Origin of the sequence: Streptomyces sp. NRRL B-1140, assembly GCF_001280065.1 — a bacterium.
Lineage (GTDB): Bacteria > Actinomycetota > Actinomycetes > Streptomycetales > Streptomycetaceae > Streptomyces.
Map to the genome: position 1 here is coordinate 152,396 of NZ_LGEA01000162.1, position 14,941 is coordinate 167,336.

A 14,941-nucleotide genomic window follows, 5' to 3' on the forward strand; every position below is an offset into this window, starting at 1 on the left:
TCAGTCCGGTACGCCGAGGTCCTCCCGCATCAGCCGGCGCATCGCGGACAGCCTCGGCTCGGCCTCCTTCAGCTCGCGCAGAGCACCCTCCGCGCTCTCCCCGTCCCGGGCCACGCCCCGGTCGAGCCGCTTGACCGCCGTGTCGATGCCCGCGAGGACCTCGTTCACGGACCGTGAGGCATCGAGGATGCGCTCCGGCACGATCATCTGGGCCTCGGCGTACCGGTCCCGGTAGTCGCGCCGGGTCTCTTCGAGTTGGTCGCGCTCGGCATCGCCGTAGACCCCGTCGCGGAGGCGGTGCAGGGCGTCCTTCAGCAGCGTGTGGAACTGGCGTGAGGCCCTGTTCATCGCCGTGTACGCGTCTCTGCGCTCCTCGAAGCGCCGCCGCCGCTCGTCGGCCCGGGTCTCCTCGTCCCGCTGCCGGGCGGAGAACCGCTGGCTGAGCACCGGTGCGAGGAGTGTGCCGAGGACGCCCACCACGGCGGTGATCATGGCGGTCACTGCGGCGGTCATGCCAGGACCCTACTGACGCGACGGGCCCGCCGGAAGCCGAAGCTCCCGACGGGCCGGTGACGCGCTTACGTCACTGCGTGCTTGCCGCGCGTGCTACTTGCCGTAGTACGCGTTGTAGATCGAGATCGTCGACTTGTTGCCCTTCTTGTCGGCGATCTTGGCGTGGAAGGAGATGCCCTTGCCCTTCGCCGGGTTCTTGACGCTCACCTTGCCGTCCTTGACGGTGAGCTTCTTCCAGGTCTTGCCGTAGTCGTACGAGACGTACACCGACAGCGACTTCAGGTTGCTGCCCTTGGCCGCGCCCTCGACGGTGACCGGGACCTTGACGGTCTTGTCGGCCGGGGCCTTGCTGTCCAGGTCCGTGGCCGCGAGGAAGCGGGCGGTGGAGACGGGCAGCTTCGTGATGCCGTTGGTCTTCTTCGAGCGGAACGTCCAGCTCGCGTCGACGCGGGTGGAAGCGGACGCGACCTTGACGCTGCGCTTGACCGAGGTCGTCAGCTTGTACTCGGCGTCGGCGGCCGGGACCTTGAACTGCTTGTCACCGAACAGCGGGTCGTCGTTGCTGCCGACCTTGGTGCCGTTGCGGTAGAGGGTCGTGTCGACCGCGGAGAACTTCGAGTAGCCCACGTTGCCCTTGCCGTCGGCGAAGAGCGGCAGGGAACCGTAGATCTGGTCGCCCTCACGGATGACGCCGAAGTCGCCGGACAGACGCGGCCCGAAGACAGCCGTGTTCACGGTCTTGGAGTAGCTCTTGCCGGCGGCGAAGGTGTGCGTGCCCATCGCGTAGGCGGCCTCGTCGACCGGGAAGCCCTCCGCGTCCACACCGCCGGACTGGGCGAATTCGAGCTGCCACTTCACGCCGCCCTGGGCGGACAGGTGGAGTGTGCGGGTGCCCGGCAGGGTCTGCTGGAGGCCGATCGAGGAGGCGCTGGAGCTCCACGGCATCCAGCCCACCGCGTTGATCGAGCCCTTCTTACCGCTCGCCGAGGCGCCGAGGCCTGCCTTCACCGTGGCGAGCTCGCTCGCCTTGTAGTGCTTGGTGAAACCGGTGGCCAGCTGCTTGACCGGGCCGCCGGCGATGACGTCGTACTCCTCCTTGCCGCCCTTGGACCAGTGGCCGTCCCACTGCTGGGTCACCGAACCGTCGGTGATCTGCGGGCCGACGTGGGCGCTGCGGAACTTGTCGTAGGAGTCCAGCCACCAGCCGAAGCCGGAGCTGCTGTCGTCGGTCTCCACCGTGAAGTCGGCCGAGGCGAACTCCGACTTGACGCCGGTGGCCGGGACGGTGATGTCCACCGGCTTGGCCTTGCGGGCGTCCAGCGTGACGGTCGTGTTCTTGGTGAGGTTCAGCTTGGGCTGGGCCAGCCAGTCCACGCCCTCGAACTTCTCCGGGTCGTCGCCCACGAAGATGCTCGTGTTCAGGATGTAGGTGCCCTTGGGGAGGCGGGCGGTGACCGTGCCGTCCTCGTCGTACGGCGCTGCCTCCTTCCCCTTGCCCAGGCCCGCGATGCCGGACAGGTCGGCGCTGTAGTTCTTCGCCGCCTTGCCGTCACGGTCGAGGAACTTCAGCGTCACGTCGTACGACTCGACCTCGCGCTGCACCGCAGCCGCCGTGCGGACCGTCTGGCCGTCGCCCGTCGCCGTCACGTACGCCGAGTACGCGCCGTCGACGGTGCCGCCCAGCCTGGTGTCGACGGTGAACGGCACGGAGGCCTTGCCGCTGGCCGGGACCGTCACCGAGGTGGCGCCGAGCTTGAAGAAGCCGGCCGGGGCGGCCTGGTTCTTCGGGTTGGTGGCCGTCGACGACAGCTTCAGCGTGACGTCCTTCGTACCGAGGTTGCGGTACGTCAGCTCCTTGGTGACCGGCTTGTCGTCGGTGTGCGGCCACTGCTGCACACCGAAGCTCACCGAGGCGGGGTCGGCGATCACGGACTGCTTGATGGCCTTGTCGACCTGGATCCGGCCCGAACCCTGCTGGAACGGGGTGTACTTGCCGCCCTTGGTGGAGCCGGTGAGGGCGCCCTTGAGCTCGGCGTACTTCCACTCCGGGTGCTGCTGCTTGAGGATCGCCGCCGCGCCCGCGACATGCGGGGTCGCCATGGACGTACCGGAGATCGACATGTAGCCGGCCGGCTTCTCGCCGACCTCCTGGGCTATCTGGTTGCCCGGGGCGGAGGCCGCGGTGATGTCCACGCCGGGGGCGGTCACGTCGGGCTTGAGGGCACCGTCCATGCCGGGGCCGCGGCTGGAGAAGTCGGCGAGCTTGTCCTTGTCGTCGACCGCGCCGACGGTCAGGGCCGCGGCGGCGCTGCCCGGGGAGCCGATGGTCTGATCGCCGAAGTCGCCCTCGTTGCCGGCCGCGATGGCGAACAGGACGCCCTTCTCCTCGGAGAGCTTGTTCACCGCCGCTTCCATCGGGTCGACGGCGGGCGTGTCGAAGCCGCCCAGGCTCATGTTGATGACGTCGGCGCCCTCGGCGACGGCCCACTCCATGCCCGCGACGATCTCGGAGTCGCTGCCGAAGCCGCCGTCGTCGAGGACCTTGCCGTTGAGGATCTTCGCGCCGGGCGCGACGCCCTTGAACTTGCCACCGGACTTCTTGCCGGTGCCGGCCGCGATGGAGGCGACGTGCGTGCCGTGGCCGACCTTGTCGGAGGTGTCGGGCGCGGTGGTGAAGTTCTTGGCGCCGATCACCTGCCCCTTGAGGTCGTCGTGGGTGCCGTCGACACCGGTGTCCAGGACGGCGATCTTGGTGCCCTTGCCGTCGAAGCCCTCCGACCACGCCTTGGGAGCGCCGATCTGCGCGACGGACTTGTCGAGGCTGGCCTTGCGGACGCCGTCGAGCCAGACGTGCGCGATCCCGGCGGCGGTCTTCTCGCCGTTGGTGACCGCGTCCCAGAGTTCGGCGGTGTCCTTCTGCGGTGTCTGCACCGCGTCCGCGTTCACGGACTTCAGCGTGCGGCTCACGGTGCCCGCCTCGCGGACGTCGGCCTTGGTGCCGGCGGCGCTGCCCCGGTAGCCGACGATGACCTTCAGGCCCTTCTTCTGGGCCTTGCGGGTCGCGGACTTGTTCAGCTCGGTGACGTCGAAGAGCCGCTGGTCGAGCTTGCCCGTGGCGACGAGGCGGGCGGCGTCGGCCGGGATGACGAGGGTGTGGCCGTCGACCTTGCGGACCTGGGCGGGTACGTTCTCCCGGCCCTTGGCGTGCTCCAGGCCGATGACCCGGCCCTTGGCGTCGAGGACGACGCGGTCGCCGGTGATCAGTGTGATGCGGTGCTTGGCGGTCAGGGACGCCGGCTTGGCGGCCGCTGCCGCCTGTTCGCCGCTGGCCGACGCCGGGCTGGTCATGCCCGCGGCCAGGGCCACGGCAGCCGCTGTGGCGACCGTTGCCGCGCATGCCCTTTTCACTTGTCTGCGCAAGTTTCCCCCTTGCAGAAGAACCGGGTGAATTCCCCGTTCACCCGGCCGGGGGTGGTCTCGTACGCATGCACGTACACCCCCCGGAATACGCAGTATGCCGAGGGGTGATCACGTGCTCAATAGATGAGAGGAAGGTAAGAAATCCGTCGGCCGACTGTTACACAGCCGTCGGAACTCCGTTACAGGGCCACGTGGTTACGCACGCGCGTTCTCCTTGACGGTGATCCGGCCCTTGCGGATCGTCGCCAGACGCGGGGCCTTCTGCGCTATCGCCGAGTCGTGGGTGACCATCACGAAGGTGAGACCGAGCTCCTCCCACATGCGTTCGAGCACGTCCATGATCTCGTCGCGCATGGATTCGTCGAGATTTCCCGTGGGTTCGTCGGCGAGGAGCACCTTCGGCTGTTTCACCAGGGCCCGGGCGATGGCCACGCGTTGCTGCTGGCCGCCGGACATCTCGCCGGGCAGATGGGCGAGGCGTTCGCCGAGGCCGACCGACCTCAGTGCCTCGGCGGCCTGTTCGCGTCGCTGTCTCGGTTTCACGCCGAGCGGGACGAGGGCGGTCTCCACGTTTTCCTGCGCGGTGAGCGTCGGGATGAGGTTGAAGGACTGGAAGACGAAACCGATGCTTTCGCTTCTGACCCGGGTCAGTCGTGCCTCCGGCAGCGCGGCGAGATCGGTGCCGTCCAGGACGACCTGTCCGGAGGTGGGGCGGTCCAGACCGCCGAGCATCTGGAGCAGGGTGGATTTGCCGCCACCGGTGGGGCCCTGAATGACCAGCCGGTCGCCGTCGGGAATGGTGAGGTCGATGCCGTCGAGGGCTTGCACGGTGTCCTTGGAACGGGTGTAGTGCTTGGTGACGGCTCTTAGTTCGTACATGGCTGGGCTCCTTGGATGGTCTTTCGGGTGCGGGCCGCGGGGGCTGGTCGCGCGCATGGGGCGGAGCCGCATATCGCTGGGCCCCGCGCCGCTGAATGGGCCACTACTCGACCCGGCGCAGTGCATCCGCAGGCCGGAGTCGCGAAGCCCGCCAGCCACCGAACGCGCCCGCGATCAGACCGCCCGCGACGGCGAGGCCCACCGCCAGCGCGATCGTCGTCAGGGCGACCGGTGCGGTGAGGGCGACGTCGAGGGTCCTGCCCGCCGCCTCACGGCCGGGACCGCCCCTGAAGCCCCCGAAGCCGCCGCCACCGGCCCCACCCCCGCCCAACTGCGCCTGCAGCGTGGGGCTGACGGCAGTCACCGCGTACGCCCCCGCCAGGCCCAGCGCGATCCCCAGCGCACCGCCCACCAGCCCGTTGACGACCGCCTCTCCGACCACCTGCCGGGTCACCCGGCTCGACTTCCAGCCCAGTGCCTTGAGCGTGCCGAACTCGCGGACCCGCCGGGAGACCGCCGAGGACGTCAGCAGGCCCGCCACCAGGAACGCGGCCACGAGCACCGTGATCGAGAGCCACGTGCCGACACGCGCGGCGAGGGAGGAGGCCGTGGACAGGGAGCCGGAGACGGTGCCGGCGAGGTCGGCGGAGGTGGTGACCGTCGTGCCGGGGATGTTCTTCTGGATCTCCGACTTGACGCCGGTGATCCGCTGCGAATCAGTGGCCTTGACGTAGACCGTGGTGACCTTGTCCTTGGCGCCGGCCAGAGTCTGAGCCTGTTTCAGCGGGATGTAGAGGTTCGCTGCCGCGTCGCCGCTGTCGGCCGTGGCGATGCCGACCACCTTGAACTTGCTGCCCTTGATGGTGACCGTGGAGCCGGTCTTGAGCTTCTTCTCCTTGGCGTACGCCGAGTCGGCGACGGCGACCTTCGCGTTCGTCTCGGCCGTCGTGAACGAACGCCCGCTGGTGATCTTCGAAGAGGTCAGCGGGCCCAGGGCCGGCTTGGTGACGTCGGTCCCGTAGACCGAGTAGTTGTTGACGTCGAAGTCGGCGCCGCCGCCCTCGACGCGGCCCTGCGGCGAGGGCAGCGCCCCGCCCCGGCCGCGGCCCTGCTCACCGCCGCTTTCGCCCTGCTCCAACCGGCCCCGCGTGAACGCACCGCTGACCTTGACGACCTGGAGGCTCAGCCCGCCCACCGCGTCCGCGACGCCGCTCTGCGCGTCGACCTTGCCCACCGTCGATGCCGCCAGGGTCTGGAAGCCCTGCACCATGACACGGTCGCTGCTCTGCTCACCGCCCGAGTCGTCGTCCTGGGCGTCGAAGCGGAAGCGCGGCCGTTCGGAGCTGCTCCCGGCCGGGGCCGCGGCCTTGGTGACGGTCATGTCCGTGCCCAGCCCGTACAGCGACTGGAGGACCTTGTCCTGCGCCCTGCCCATGCCGGCGGAAACGGACGTCACGACGATGACCAGCGCGATACCCAGTGCCAGTCCGGAGGCGACGACGAGGGCCGCCTTTCTGCGGCGGCGCAACTCGCGCCTCAGGTAGGTGAAGAACATGGACGCAAGCTAGGAGCGGTGTGTGATGAGGGCTTGAGCCACGCATAAGAGGTGCATGAGAACAGCCGAAAGGCCGCCGCCCACCCCTCGTCCGGGGCGGGCGGCGGCCTTTCGTCAGCCGAGTGGCGAGATGCGGCGCGCCGTCAGACGGCCGAGCCCGCCTTCCAGTCGGCCCAGTTCATGTTCCAGCCGTTGAGGCCGTTGTCCGGCGCGACGGTCTTGTCGCCGGTGTTCTGGACGACCACCACGTCACCGAGCATCGAGTTCTTGAAGAACCAGGCGCCCGGGGTGTTCGGGTCGTTGGCGCCCTTGGCGTCCTGCAGGCCGACGCAGCCGTGGCTGGTGTTCACGCTGCCGAAGATGGACTTCGCGCCCCAGTAGTTGCCGTGGATGAAGGTGCCGGAGCTGGAGAGGCGGATGGCGTGCGGCACATCCTTGATGTCGTACTCGCCCTTGCCGTCGTCGTCCGTGAAGCCCACGGTCGCGCCGTTCATGCGCGTCTCCTTGAACTTCTCGGACATCACCATGATGCCCTCGTAGGTCTTGTTCTCGGGCGAGCCGGCGGAGATCGGGATCGTGCGGACGACCTTGCCGTCCTGCGTGATCTTCATCTTCTTGGTCTTCGCGTCGACGTACGAGACCTGGTTGCGGCCGATCTTGAAGGTGACCGTCTTCTGCTGGACGCCGAAGACGCCCTTGGCTCCCTCGACGCCGTCGAGCGCGAGCTTCAGCGTGACGGTGGAGCCTTCCTTCCAGTAGTCCTCGGGCCGGCAGTCCATGCGGTTGGCGTTGAACCAGTGGCAGGCGACCTCCTGGCCGCTGGTCGTGCTGACCTTGATGCCCTTCTGGACCGCGGCCTTGTTGGTGATCGCCTTGTCGAAGTTGATCGACACCGGCATGCCGACGCCCACGGTGGTGCCGTCGTCCGGCGTGAAGTTGCCGATGAAGCTGTTGGCCGGAGAGACCGTGGTGAACGAGGCGTTCTCGTGGGCGACGCGACCGTCGGAGTCCTTCGCCTCGGCCGCCAGCTTGTAGGTGGTGGACCGCTCCAGCTGCGTGCTGGGCTTCCAGCTCTTCTTGTCGGCGGATATCTGGCCGCTGACCTCGTTGCCCTCGTTCGTCGTCATCTTCACGTTCGTGAGCGTTCCCTTGCTCACGGTGACGGCGGCGGAGTTGTTGATGGAGGCGTTGTCGGAGCCGTCCTCGGGCGTGATCTTGATCTGCGCCTCGGAGGTCTTCTTCGCCGCGGCCTCGTCCACCTTCGACTGGGAGCTGTCGCCGCTACCCCCGGAGGCGTCGTCGTCGCCACCCGAACACGCCGAGAGCACCAGCACTCCGCCGAGCAGTGCGGACGCGACCGTCAGGCCCTTGCGCCGCTTACTGACCGTCATCACACGCTTCTCCATCGTTGCCGATTTCCCCAAAACCCCGAGTGTCCCCGTCACCACCGAGTGCCCCGTCACCACTGAGTGCCCCCGCCGGAACTCGTGAGTCCTCATCCGGAACTTTCAACGCTACGGCCGGCTCGTCCGGTTCCCCAGGTCGCGCAGGTGTGGGGATCACCACGTCGTGACGGGTGGTGCCGGCGTTACAGGTGCGGTCGGTGCGCCGCTTGAGACGCGAAAAACCCGGGCGGCGGTTGCCCCCCGGGGCCACGAGTTCCCGGACGGTTCAGCCGTCGCTGTCCTCGCCATCATCCTCGTCGAGGTCCCAGTCCGGCGACTCGGGGTCGTGGTCGACCCGCTCGCTGCTCCAGGAGGCTTGCTGGAGTTCCACCCCCGGCACCTCGCTGACCAGGTCGAACGGGTCCACGAGGTACGCGAGGGCCTCCGCGGTGTCTTCCGTCACAGCGCTCTCGGTGTGGGCCCGCTCCGCCGCCGGCATCCCTTCCTCGCCGGCGATCCGGCGCAGCGCGGCCTTGGTGACCGCGTCCGCGTCGTCGACCTCGAGAACGAGTTCCACCCGAAGCCGTACAAAACGTGATGTCTCTGGTGTGCTCATGGCGGGAGCGTACGTCCAGGTCCTCCCGTGACTTTCCCGTGACCCGCGACTTTCACTAACATCGCCCCACACGGCCAATTCGCCGACGTCACAAGGGGATCGATATTCCGTGTCATCCGCTCGCCGCCCGTTGCTGACCGCCACCGCCGCGGCGTCCCTGCTGGGCGCCATGTGGTTCGTCCCGTCCGCGAACGCGACGCCGGACTCCCCGGTGAGAGACGCGGTCTCGACGAACCCGTCGCCGCAGGTCACGGAGCAGGCCCGGATCGCGGCCACGACCGCCGACGCCTCCGTCACCGACGCGCGCCTCGCCGACACCGGCACCTTCGACAGCACGCCGTACGTGATCGGCGGGACCTTCTGCCTGACGCTGGGCGCCGGGTTCGTCGTGTACTCGGTACGCCGGGAACGCCTCGGTTTCTGACGGCCGTTGAGGGGCCCCGCCGGACGGCAGGACCCCCACCGCCCTACTGGAGCGGCCCGGTGACCTTCTCCACGGCGGCCAGCAGCCGCCCGTCGCGCACGAACGCGTCCGCCGCGGCGAGATCGGGCGCGAGGAACCGGTCCGGTCCGGCCCCCTCGACTCCCGCCTCTCGCGCCGCGTCGATGGCCGCCCGCGTCGCGGGCGCCGGGGTCAGCCCCTCGCGCAACTCCACTGCGCGCGCGGCGGCGTAGAACTCGATGGCGATCACGCGCGTGAGGTTGTCGACGGCCGTGCGCAGCTTGCGCGCCGCCGACCAGCCCATCGAGACGTGGTCCTCCTGCATGGCGGAGGACGGGATCGAGTCGGCGGACGCCGGTACGGCGAGCCGCTTCAGCTCGCTCACCAGCGCGGCCTGCGTGTACTGAGCGATCATCAGGCCCGAGTCCACACCGGCGTCGTCGGCGAGGAACGGCGGCAGGCCGTGGCTGCGGTTCTTGTCGAGCAGCCGGTCGGTGCGGCGTTCGGCGATGGAACCGAGGTCGGCGGCGGCGATCGCCAGGAAGTCCAGGACGTAGGCGACGGGCGCCCCGTGGAAGTTGCCGTTGGACTCGACCCGCCCGTCGGGGAGGACGACGGGGTTGTCGACGGCGGACGCCAGTTCGCGGTCGGCGACCAGCCGGGCGTGGGCCATGGTGTCCCGGCCGGCGCCGGCGACCTGCGGGGCGCAGCGCACCGAGTAGGCGTCCTGCACCCGCGGGGCGTCGTCCTGGTGGTGGCCGGTCAGGCCCGATCCCTTCAGCACGGCCAGCATGTTGGCGGCGCTGGCGGTCTGCCCCGGGTGGGGCCGGATGGCGTGCAGCTCGGGCGCGAGGACCTTGTCGGTGCCGAGCAGGGCCTCCAGTGACAGGGCGGCGGTGACGTCGGCGGACCGGTAGAGCGTGTCCAGGTCGGCCAGGGCCATCACCAGCATGCCGAGCATGCCGTCGGTGCCGTTGAGGAGGGCCAGGCCCTCCTTCTCGCGCAGTTCGACCGGCTGGATGCCGTGCGCGGCGAGGAGTTCCGCGGCGGGGCGTACGACACCGTCGGGGCCCTCGGCGTCGCCCTCGCCCATCAACGCGAGGGCGCAGTGGGACAGCGGCGCGAGGTCGCCGGAGCAGCCGAGGGAGCCGTACTCGTGCACGACCGGGGTGATCCCGGCGTTGAGGAGGTCGGCCATGGTCTGCGCGACCTCGGGGCGGACGCCGGTGTGCCCGGAGCAGACCGTCTTCAGCCGGAGGAACATCAGGGCGCGGACGACTTCGCGCTCGACGGCCGGGCCCATCCCGGCGGCGTGCGAGCGGACGATGTTGCGCTGCAGCTGAGCGCGCAGCTCCGGGCTGATGTGCCGGGTCGCCAGGGCGCCGAAGCCGGTGCTCACGCCGTACACGGGGTCCGGCTTGGCCGCCAGCGCGTCCACGATCTCGCGGGCCGCGGCGAGGGCGGCCACGGCCTCCTCGGAGAGCTCGACGCGGGCGCCGCCGCGCGCCACGGCGAGCACGTCGGACGCCGTCGTCCCGGACGTCCCCACCACCACAGTGTGCATATCCATATTCAGGAGCGTACGCAGTGAATTCGATGATGTCACCACTGGGGGCGGCGTTCACCCCTTACCGAATGCGTCACACCGCCGGTGACCGAGTACGTCGTGCCACCCGGGTGGGATCAGGGCGCGTGCCGGCCCCGGAACCGTCGGCGTTCACCACCCGCCTCCTGGGACGGCTCGTCCGCGAGCCGTACGACGGGATCGTCGGGCCCGGCCCGCCCCGCGACGACGGGCCCGGCCGCCCGCTCGGCCTTGGCCCGGTACTGGGCGGCGTCGGCGAGCCGGAACAGCCGACGGGCCGAGCGCACCGGCCCGATCGGGTCCTCGGTGGAGGCGACCCCACAGGCCACCCCGTCCCCGAGCTCCAACTCGGCGGCTCTGCGGCACAGTTCGTTGGCCGCCTTCACGACCTGGTCGGCGGGCGGCCCGACCGCGAGCAGGCAGAACTCGTCCCCGCCCAGCCGCGCGGCCAGCGCCCCGGGCAGCATGGCCCCGCACAGCGACAGCACCGACCCGAACCGCTCCAGGAGGCGGTCCCCCGCGGCATGCCCATGGGTGTCGTTGACCCGCTTGAGCCCGTTCAGATCGCAGACGACGAGACTGACCACGGCGGCGTCCCGGCGGTGCCGCTCGATCGCCCGCTCCAGGCGCACGTCCACGGCGCGGCGGTTGGCGAGCCCGGTGAGGGAGTCGGTGAAGGCGAGCCGCCGGACCTCCTCCAGCCGCTCGGTCTGGGCGAGGCCGGCGGCCACGACGGAGGCCAGCACGGTGGCGAAGTCGGCGTCGCCCCGCCCGAAGACGGCCTCACCGGCCGGGCGGGCGACGTACAGCTCGCCCCAGGCCCGTCCGTGCAGCACGATGGGCGCGACCACACAGCAGCCCCGGCCGCGGCGGCGCAGGGCGGCGACCCGCTGGTGGCAGTACCCGGGCCGCCCGGCGCCGGGCCCCTCGGCGGTCTCCACCCACGCGTCGGGCTCCCCGCCACCGGCCCACCGCTCGTGCAGGAACTCGGTGATCTCCGCGAACTGGTGGACCGGGTAGGCCTCGTCCTCCGGGAACTCCTCCTCCCCCTCGGCCAGCTCGCCCACGTTCACCAGGACCCGCAGCCGCCCGAGCTCGCGCTCCCACACCGACAGCGCGGCGAAACTCCCGCCCAGTGCCCGGCACGCCCCGGTGGCCGCGGCGCGCCACGCCTCACGTGACCCGTGCGCGGCCGCCATCCCCTGAGCCAACGCGACGACGGCCGCGAGCCGTCTGTCCTCACCCATCACTCCAGGCTAGGGAGTTTTCAGCCAAACCGTTCTCTTGACGGGGCGAACGGGGAGGACGGGGGTTCACAGCGGGCGGGCGGCATTCACAAGGGAGCAGTGCGGCTGTGGGCGGTCGTGCCGCCGGGCAACCGGCCCTCCCCTCACTCCCCCGGCCACTGCGGCTTGCGCCGCTCGTTGAAGGCCGCGACGCCCTCCGCCCGGTCACCCGAGAAGGCCGTCGCCCGCCACGCCGCGTCCTCGACCTCCAGCCCGGCCCGCAGGTCCAGCCCCTGCCCGAGCCGCAACGCCCGCTTCGCCGCCCGCAGGCCCACCGGCGAGTTCCCGGCGATCCGCGCCGCCAGCGCCAGCGCCTCCTCCCGGTCCCGCCCCTCCTCGACCAGCTGATCGACCAGCCCCAGCTCGCCCGCCTCGGCAGCCTCCACCCGCCGCGCGGAGAAGATCAGCTCGGCCGCCCGGGCCGCCCCGACGCGCCGCGGCAGCAACTGCGTGCCCCCGCCCCCGGGGATCACCCCCACCGACACCTCCGGCAGCCCGACCACCGCCGTCCGGTCCGCCACGATCACGTCACACGCCAGCGCCAGCTCGAACCCGCCGCCGAGAGCGAACCCGTGGACCGCCGCCACCGTCGGCACCGGCAGTTCCAGCACGCCGGTGTAGGCCCCCCGCGTCACCGGCCGCTGCCGCAGCAGATCCGCGTCGCTGAAGGAGTTCCGCTCCTTCAGGTCCGCCCCGACACAGAAGGCCCGCTCATGCGTCGAGGTCAGCACGACCGCCCGCACGTCCCGGTCCTCCGCGAGCGCCGCACAGGCCCCGGCGATGGACCGCGCCATCTGCGTCGACACCGCGTTCATGGCCTTGGGCCGGTCGAGGACGAGCTCCGCGACATGCCCCTGCTCATGCCGCCGCACCAGCACGAACTCCCCGAACCGTTCCTCACTCATGACACCCTCCGGTTAACGCGGGTTAACAAGGTCGACGCTTCGATCATCGCAGCCGCACCCGGCCCGCGAAAGGGCGGACTCGCCCGGCTTCCGCCACCCCCCGTCCACCCGTCCGGGTGACATCGTCCCGACTCCGCCCCAACCGCCCATGGGAGCGCATAGCGTGCGGTCCCCCACGGGCGCACAGGGGGCGCGGGCGCTGTGGGGAGGACCGTCTCCGGGGAGGGAGCGCGATGACGACGAAGCAACCGGCGAGGCCACGAGGGGACACCAGAGCCACCACGGCACCGCACCGGCGGGAGCCCGGTCCCCCACGGGGCACGACGGCACCGCACCGCCCCGACCCCGGACCCGATCGCGGCACGAAGGCATCACACCGCCCCGAGCACGCGCCCCACCACGCCACGCCACCACCCCATCGACATGGGCTTCCCGCACCGCAGGCGGCCGCCGCCGCGCCGCGTCCACGCAAGCGCCCCGAGCTCCTCGACACCGCCGCGGCGCCACACCGGCGTGAGCCGCGTACGCCTCGCGACCTGGCCCCGGCCGAGACCGGCTTCCTCCACCCCCGCGTCCGAGGGCGCCATCGCAAGCCCCGCCCCCGCGGGGTCCTGCTCGCCGCCGGCGGCCTCGCCCTCGCCGCGGGCGCCCTGAGCCTCCTGCGCCTGACCTCCGGACCGGGCTCCGACACCGGCACCCTCGAGGCCGGGCCCCGCCGTGATCCGGTCACCACCCCCACCGACGACGCCTCCACGGCGGCGGCCTCCCCGGCCGTCCCCGACGCGAGCCCCTCCTCGCCGACGGCCCTCGGCGGCCTGACCTCGTCACCGGTCGCCCAGGGCGCACGGCCCTCCCCGGCCACGACGACCGGCAGCCGCACCACGGCCGGCACCCCGGCCACCGGCACCACCGCGGCCCCCGCCGCCACGACGATGCCCGACACGCCGAACACCGCCGCCCCGAATCCGACGGCCTCGCGGGAGGGCGGCGCCCGGCCTCCGGCCCCGGCCCCGCACGCGCCACCGAGCCGGACCGCACCGGCCCCGGCACCCGAGCCGGAAGAGCCGGGGGAACCGCGCGACCCGGGCCTGTGCGTGCCGGTCATCGGTCTGTGCGTGGACCCGCCGACGGACCTGCCCTGACGACCCGCCGACGGGTCCCGGTCAACGCCGACAACCGGCTACGGCGCGCCGTCCCGGCGCGTGAGCAGCCACGGCTCCACGACGCCCAGCCCACGCACCGGCCGCTGCCACATCGGCTGCAGCCCGAACCGGTACTCCGGGGGCTCCTCGCCCTCCTTCTCCGCCGCCGCGGCCTCCTCGGCCGCCTCCGCCTCCGAGGCCGGGGCGTCCTGCGTACGGATGAGCTCCTCGGCGAAGGCGGTGTCCACCAGCACGGCGTCCTTCGGAGCTATCGACGTGAGCCGGGAGGCAAGGTTCACGGTCGTACCGAACACATCACCCATCCGGGTGGTCACGGTGCCGAACGCCATGCCGACGCGCAGCTCCGGCATGGTCTCGTCGTGCGCCATGGTCTCGATCAGCCGCAGGGCGATCTCGGCGGCCGTGCCGGCGTCGTCCGCGGCGTAGAGCACCTCGTCGCCGAGGGTCTTGATCAGCCGCCCGCCGTTCGCCGCCACCAGGTCGGCGGCCGTGGTCTCGAAGGCCTCGACCAGCTCGCCGAGCTCCTCCTCCTCCATACGGCGGGTCAGCCGCGTGAACCCGACCAGGTCGGCGAAGCCGACGGCCAGGCGCCGGTCGACCATCTCCTCGTCGTCGGCCGCCTGCACGACCCGTCCCGCCGAGGCGGCGAGCTGGCGGCGCCAGACGTAGACCAGGAACTCCTCCAGCTCGGGCAGGAGCAGCTCGACGATCGGGTACGTCACCTCGGTGCGGGTCATCCCCGGCTCGGGCGGCTCGGTCAGCCCCTCCAGGAAGGAGTCGATCTGCCACTCGGCGAGCCGCGCGGTGGTCTGCCCGGTGGACCGGGCCACCTGTACGGCCATCGCCTCGCTCAGCAGGCCCGCCTCGACGAGGCCGGCCAGGCGTCGCAGCGCGAGGACGTCGGCCTCGGTGAGGGCCTTGGCCTGACCGATGTCGGCGAAGCCCATGGCCCGCCAGAAGCGGGAGGCCAGCTCCATGGAGACACCGGCGCTGCGGGCCGCCTGAAACGGGGTGTAGCGGCGCTCGGCGCCCAGGATGAGCCCTTCGAGGCGCAGGGCGAGCGGATCCTCGCCGGAGTCGGCGCCCTGCGCGTCCTCGCCGGAACCCGAGTCGTCGACGGTCACGCGTGTTGCCCTTCCGATCTGTCACGGTCATGTATCGACCGGCCTCAACTCTACGGCAGGTGTGCGCC

The 14,941-nt window shown here is 71.2% G+C and carries 12 protein-coding genes; 2 read left to right on the forward strand and 10 right to left on the reverse strand.

The features are described 5' to 3' along the window. The 6 genes from ADK65_RS35170 to ADK65_RS35195 all read right to left on the reverse strand — a co-directional run bounded on the left by ADK65_RS35170 (position 1) and on the right by ADK65_RS35195 (position 8,368). Entirely contained in the window at positions 1–513 is a 513-nt protein-coding gene (locus ADK65_RS35170; protein ID WP_053675462.1) for a hypothetical protein, read from the reverse strand. A gap of 93 nt (positions 514–606) precedes the next feature. Then, a complete protein-coding gene (locus ADK65_RS35175; RefSeq protein WP_053675604.1) occupies positions 607–3,861 on the reverse strand; it encodes a S8 family peptidase in 3,255 nt (1,084 codons plus the stop codon). 267 nt (positions 3,862–4,128) lie between these two features. Further along, positions 4,129–4,812 carry an ABC transporter ATP-binding protein gene (locus ADK65_RS35180; RefSeq protein WP_053675463.1) on the reverse strand — a complete coding sequence of 228 codons (684 nt, stop codon included), beginning with the start codon at positions 4,810–4,812 and terminating at the stop codon, positions 4,129–4,131. Between the two features lie 103 nt (positions 4,813–4,915). Next, entirely contained in the window at positions 4,916–6,367 is a 1,452-nt protein-coding gene (locus ADK65_RS35185; RefSeq protein WP_053675465.1) for an ABC transporter permease, read from the reverse strand. Positions 6,368–6,510: 143 nt separating this feature from the next. Next, positions 6,511–7,758 carry a L,D-transpeptidase gene (locus ADK65_RS35190; protein ID WP_053675606.1) on the reverse strand — a complete coding sequence of 416 codons (1,248 nt, stop codon included), beginning with the start codon at positions 7,756–7,758 and terminating at the stop codon, positions 6,511–6,513. Between the two features lie 280 nt (positions 7,759–8,038). Then, positions 8,039–8,368, reverse strand: coding sequence for a hypothetical protein (locus ADK65_RS35195; RefSeq protein ID WP_053675468.1), 330 nt, complete (start codon positions 8,366–8,368; stop codon positions 8,039–8,041). A 109-nt stretch (positions 8,369–8,477) separates the two neighbouring features. Between ADK65_RS35195 and ADK65_RS35200 the strand changes: the two genes are divergently transcribed. Beyond that, entirely contained in the window at positions 8,478–8,792 is a 315-nt protein-coding gene (locus tag ADK65_RS35200) for a hypothetical protein (protein WP_199825756.1), read from the forward strand. Between the two features lie 43 nt (positions 8,793–8,835). Here ADK65_RS35200 and hutH read toward each other — a convergent pair whose 3' ends face one another. From hutH to ADK65_RS35215, 3 genes are all read right to left on the reverse strand, one after another. Further along, complete coding sequence (gene hutH, locus ADK65_RS35205) at positions 8,836–10,374, reverse strand: histidine ammonia-lyase (protein ID WP_053675472.1); 1,539 nt, start codon at positions 10,372–10,374, stop codon at positions 8,836–8,838. 119 nt (positions 10,375–10,493) lie between these two features. Next, positions 10,494–11,642, reverse strand: coding sequence for a GGDEF domain-containing protein (locus ADK65_RS35210; RefSeq protein WP_053675474.1), 1,149 nt, complete (start codon positions 11,640–11,642; stop codon positions 10,494–10,496). Between the two features lie 143 nt (positions 11,643–11,785). Continuing rightward, the gene (locus tag ADK65_RS35215; RefSeq protein ID WP_053675476.1) at positions 11,786–12,586 is read right to left on the reverse strand and encodes an enoyl-CoA hydratase/isomerase family protein; all 801 of its coding nucleotides are present in this window, start codon (positions 12,584–12,586) and stop codon (positions 11,786–11,788) included. Between the two features lie 233 nt (positions 12,587–12,819). Between ADK65_RS35215 and ADK65_RS38345 the strand changes: the two genes are divergently transcribed. Beyond that, entirely contained in the window at positions 12,820–13,728 is a 909-nt protein-coding gene (locus tag ADK65_RS38345; protein ID WP_199825757.1) for a hypothetical protein, read from the forward strand. Positions 13,729–13,766: 38 nt separating this feature from the next. Here the strand turns inward: ADK65_RS38345 and ADK65_RS35225 are convergent, their stop codons facing one another. Continuing rightward, complete coding sequence (locus tag ADK65_RS35225) at positions 13,767–14,873, reverse strand: adenylate/guanylate cyclase domain-containing protein (protein ID WP_053675478.1); 1,107 nt, start codon at positions 14,871–14,873, stop codon at positions 13,767–13,769. Between the last annotated feature and the right edge of the window lie 68 nt (positions 14,874–14,941).

Coding starts and splice junctions, on each gene's coding strand:
- ADK65_RS35170 (WP_053675462.1), bottom strand. CDS start 513: ATGACCGCCGCAGTGACCGCCATGATCACCGCCGTGGTGGGCGTCCTC.
- ADK65_RS35195 (WP_053675468.1), bottom strand. CDS start 8,368: ATGAGCACACCAGAGACATCACGTTTTGTACGGCTTCGGGTGGAACTC.
- ADK65_RS35185 (WP_053675465.1), bottom strand. CDS start 6,367: ATGTTCTTCACCTACCTGAGGCGCGAGTTGCGCCGCCGCAGAAAGGCG.
- ADK65_RS35210 (WP_053675474.1), bottom strand. CDS start 11,642: ATGGGTGAGGACAGACGGCTCGCGGCCGTCGTCGCGTTGGCTCAGGGG.
- ADK65_RS38345 (WP_199825757.1), top strand. CDS start 12,820: ATGACGACGAAGCAACCGGCGAGGCCACGAGGGGACACCAGAGCCACC.
- ADK65_RS35175 (WP_053675604.1), bottom strand. CDS start 3,861: ATGACCAGCCCGGCGTCGGCCAGCGGCGAACAGGCGGCAGCGGCCGCC.
- ADK65_RS35215 (WP_053675476.1), bottom strand. CDS start 12,586: ATGAGTGAGGAACGGTTCGGGGAGTTCGTGCTGGTGCGGCGGCATGAG.
- hutH (WP_053675472.1), bottom strand. CDS start 10,374: ATGCACACTGTGGTGGTGGGGACGTCCGGGACGACGGCGTCCGACGTG.
- ADK65_RS35180 (WP_053675463.1), bottom strand. CDS start 4,812: ATGTACGAACTAAGAGCCGTCACCAAGCACTACACCCGTTCCAAGGAC.
- ADK65_RS35190 (WP_053675606.1), bottom strand. CDS start 7,758: ATGACGGTCAGTAAGCGGCGCAAGGGCCTGACGGTCGCGTCCGCACTG.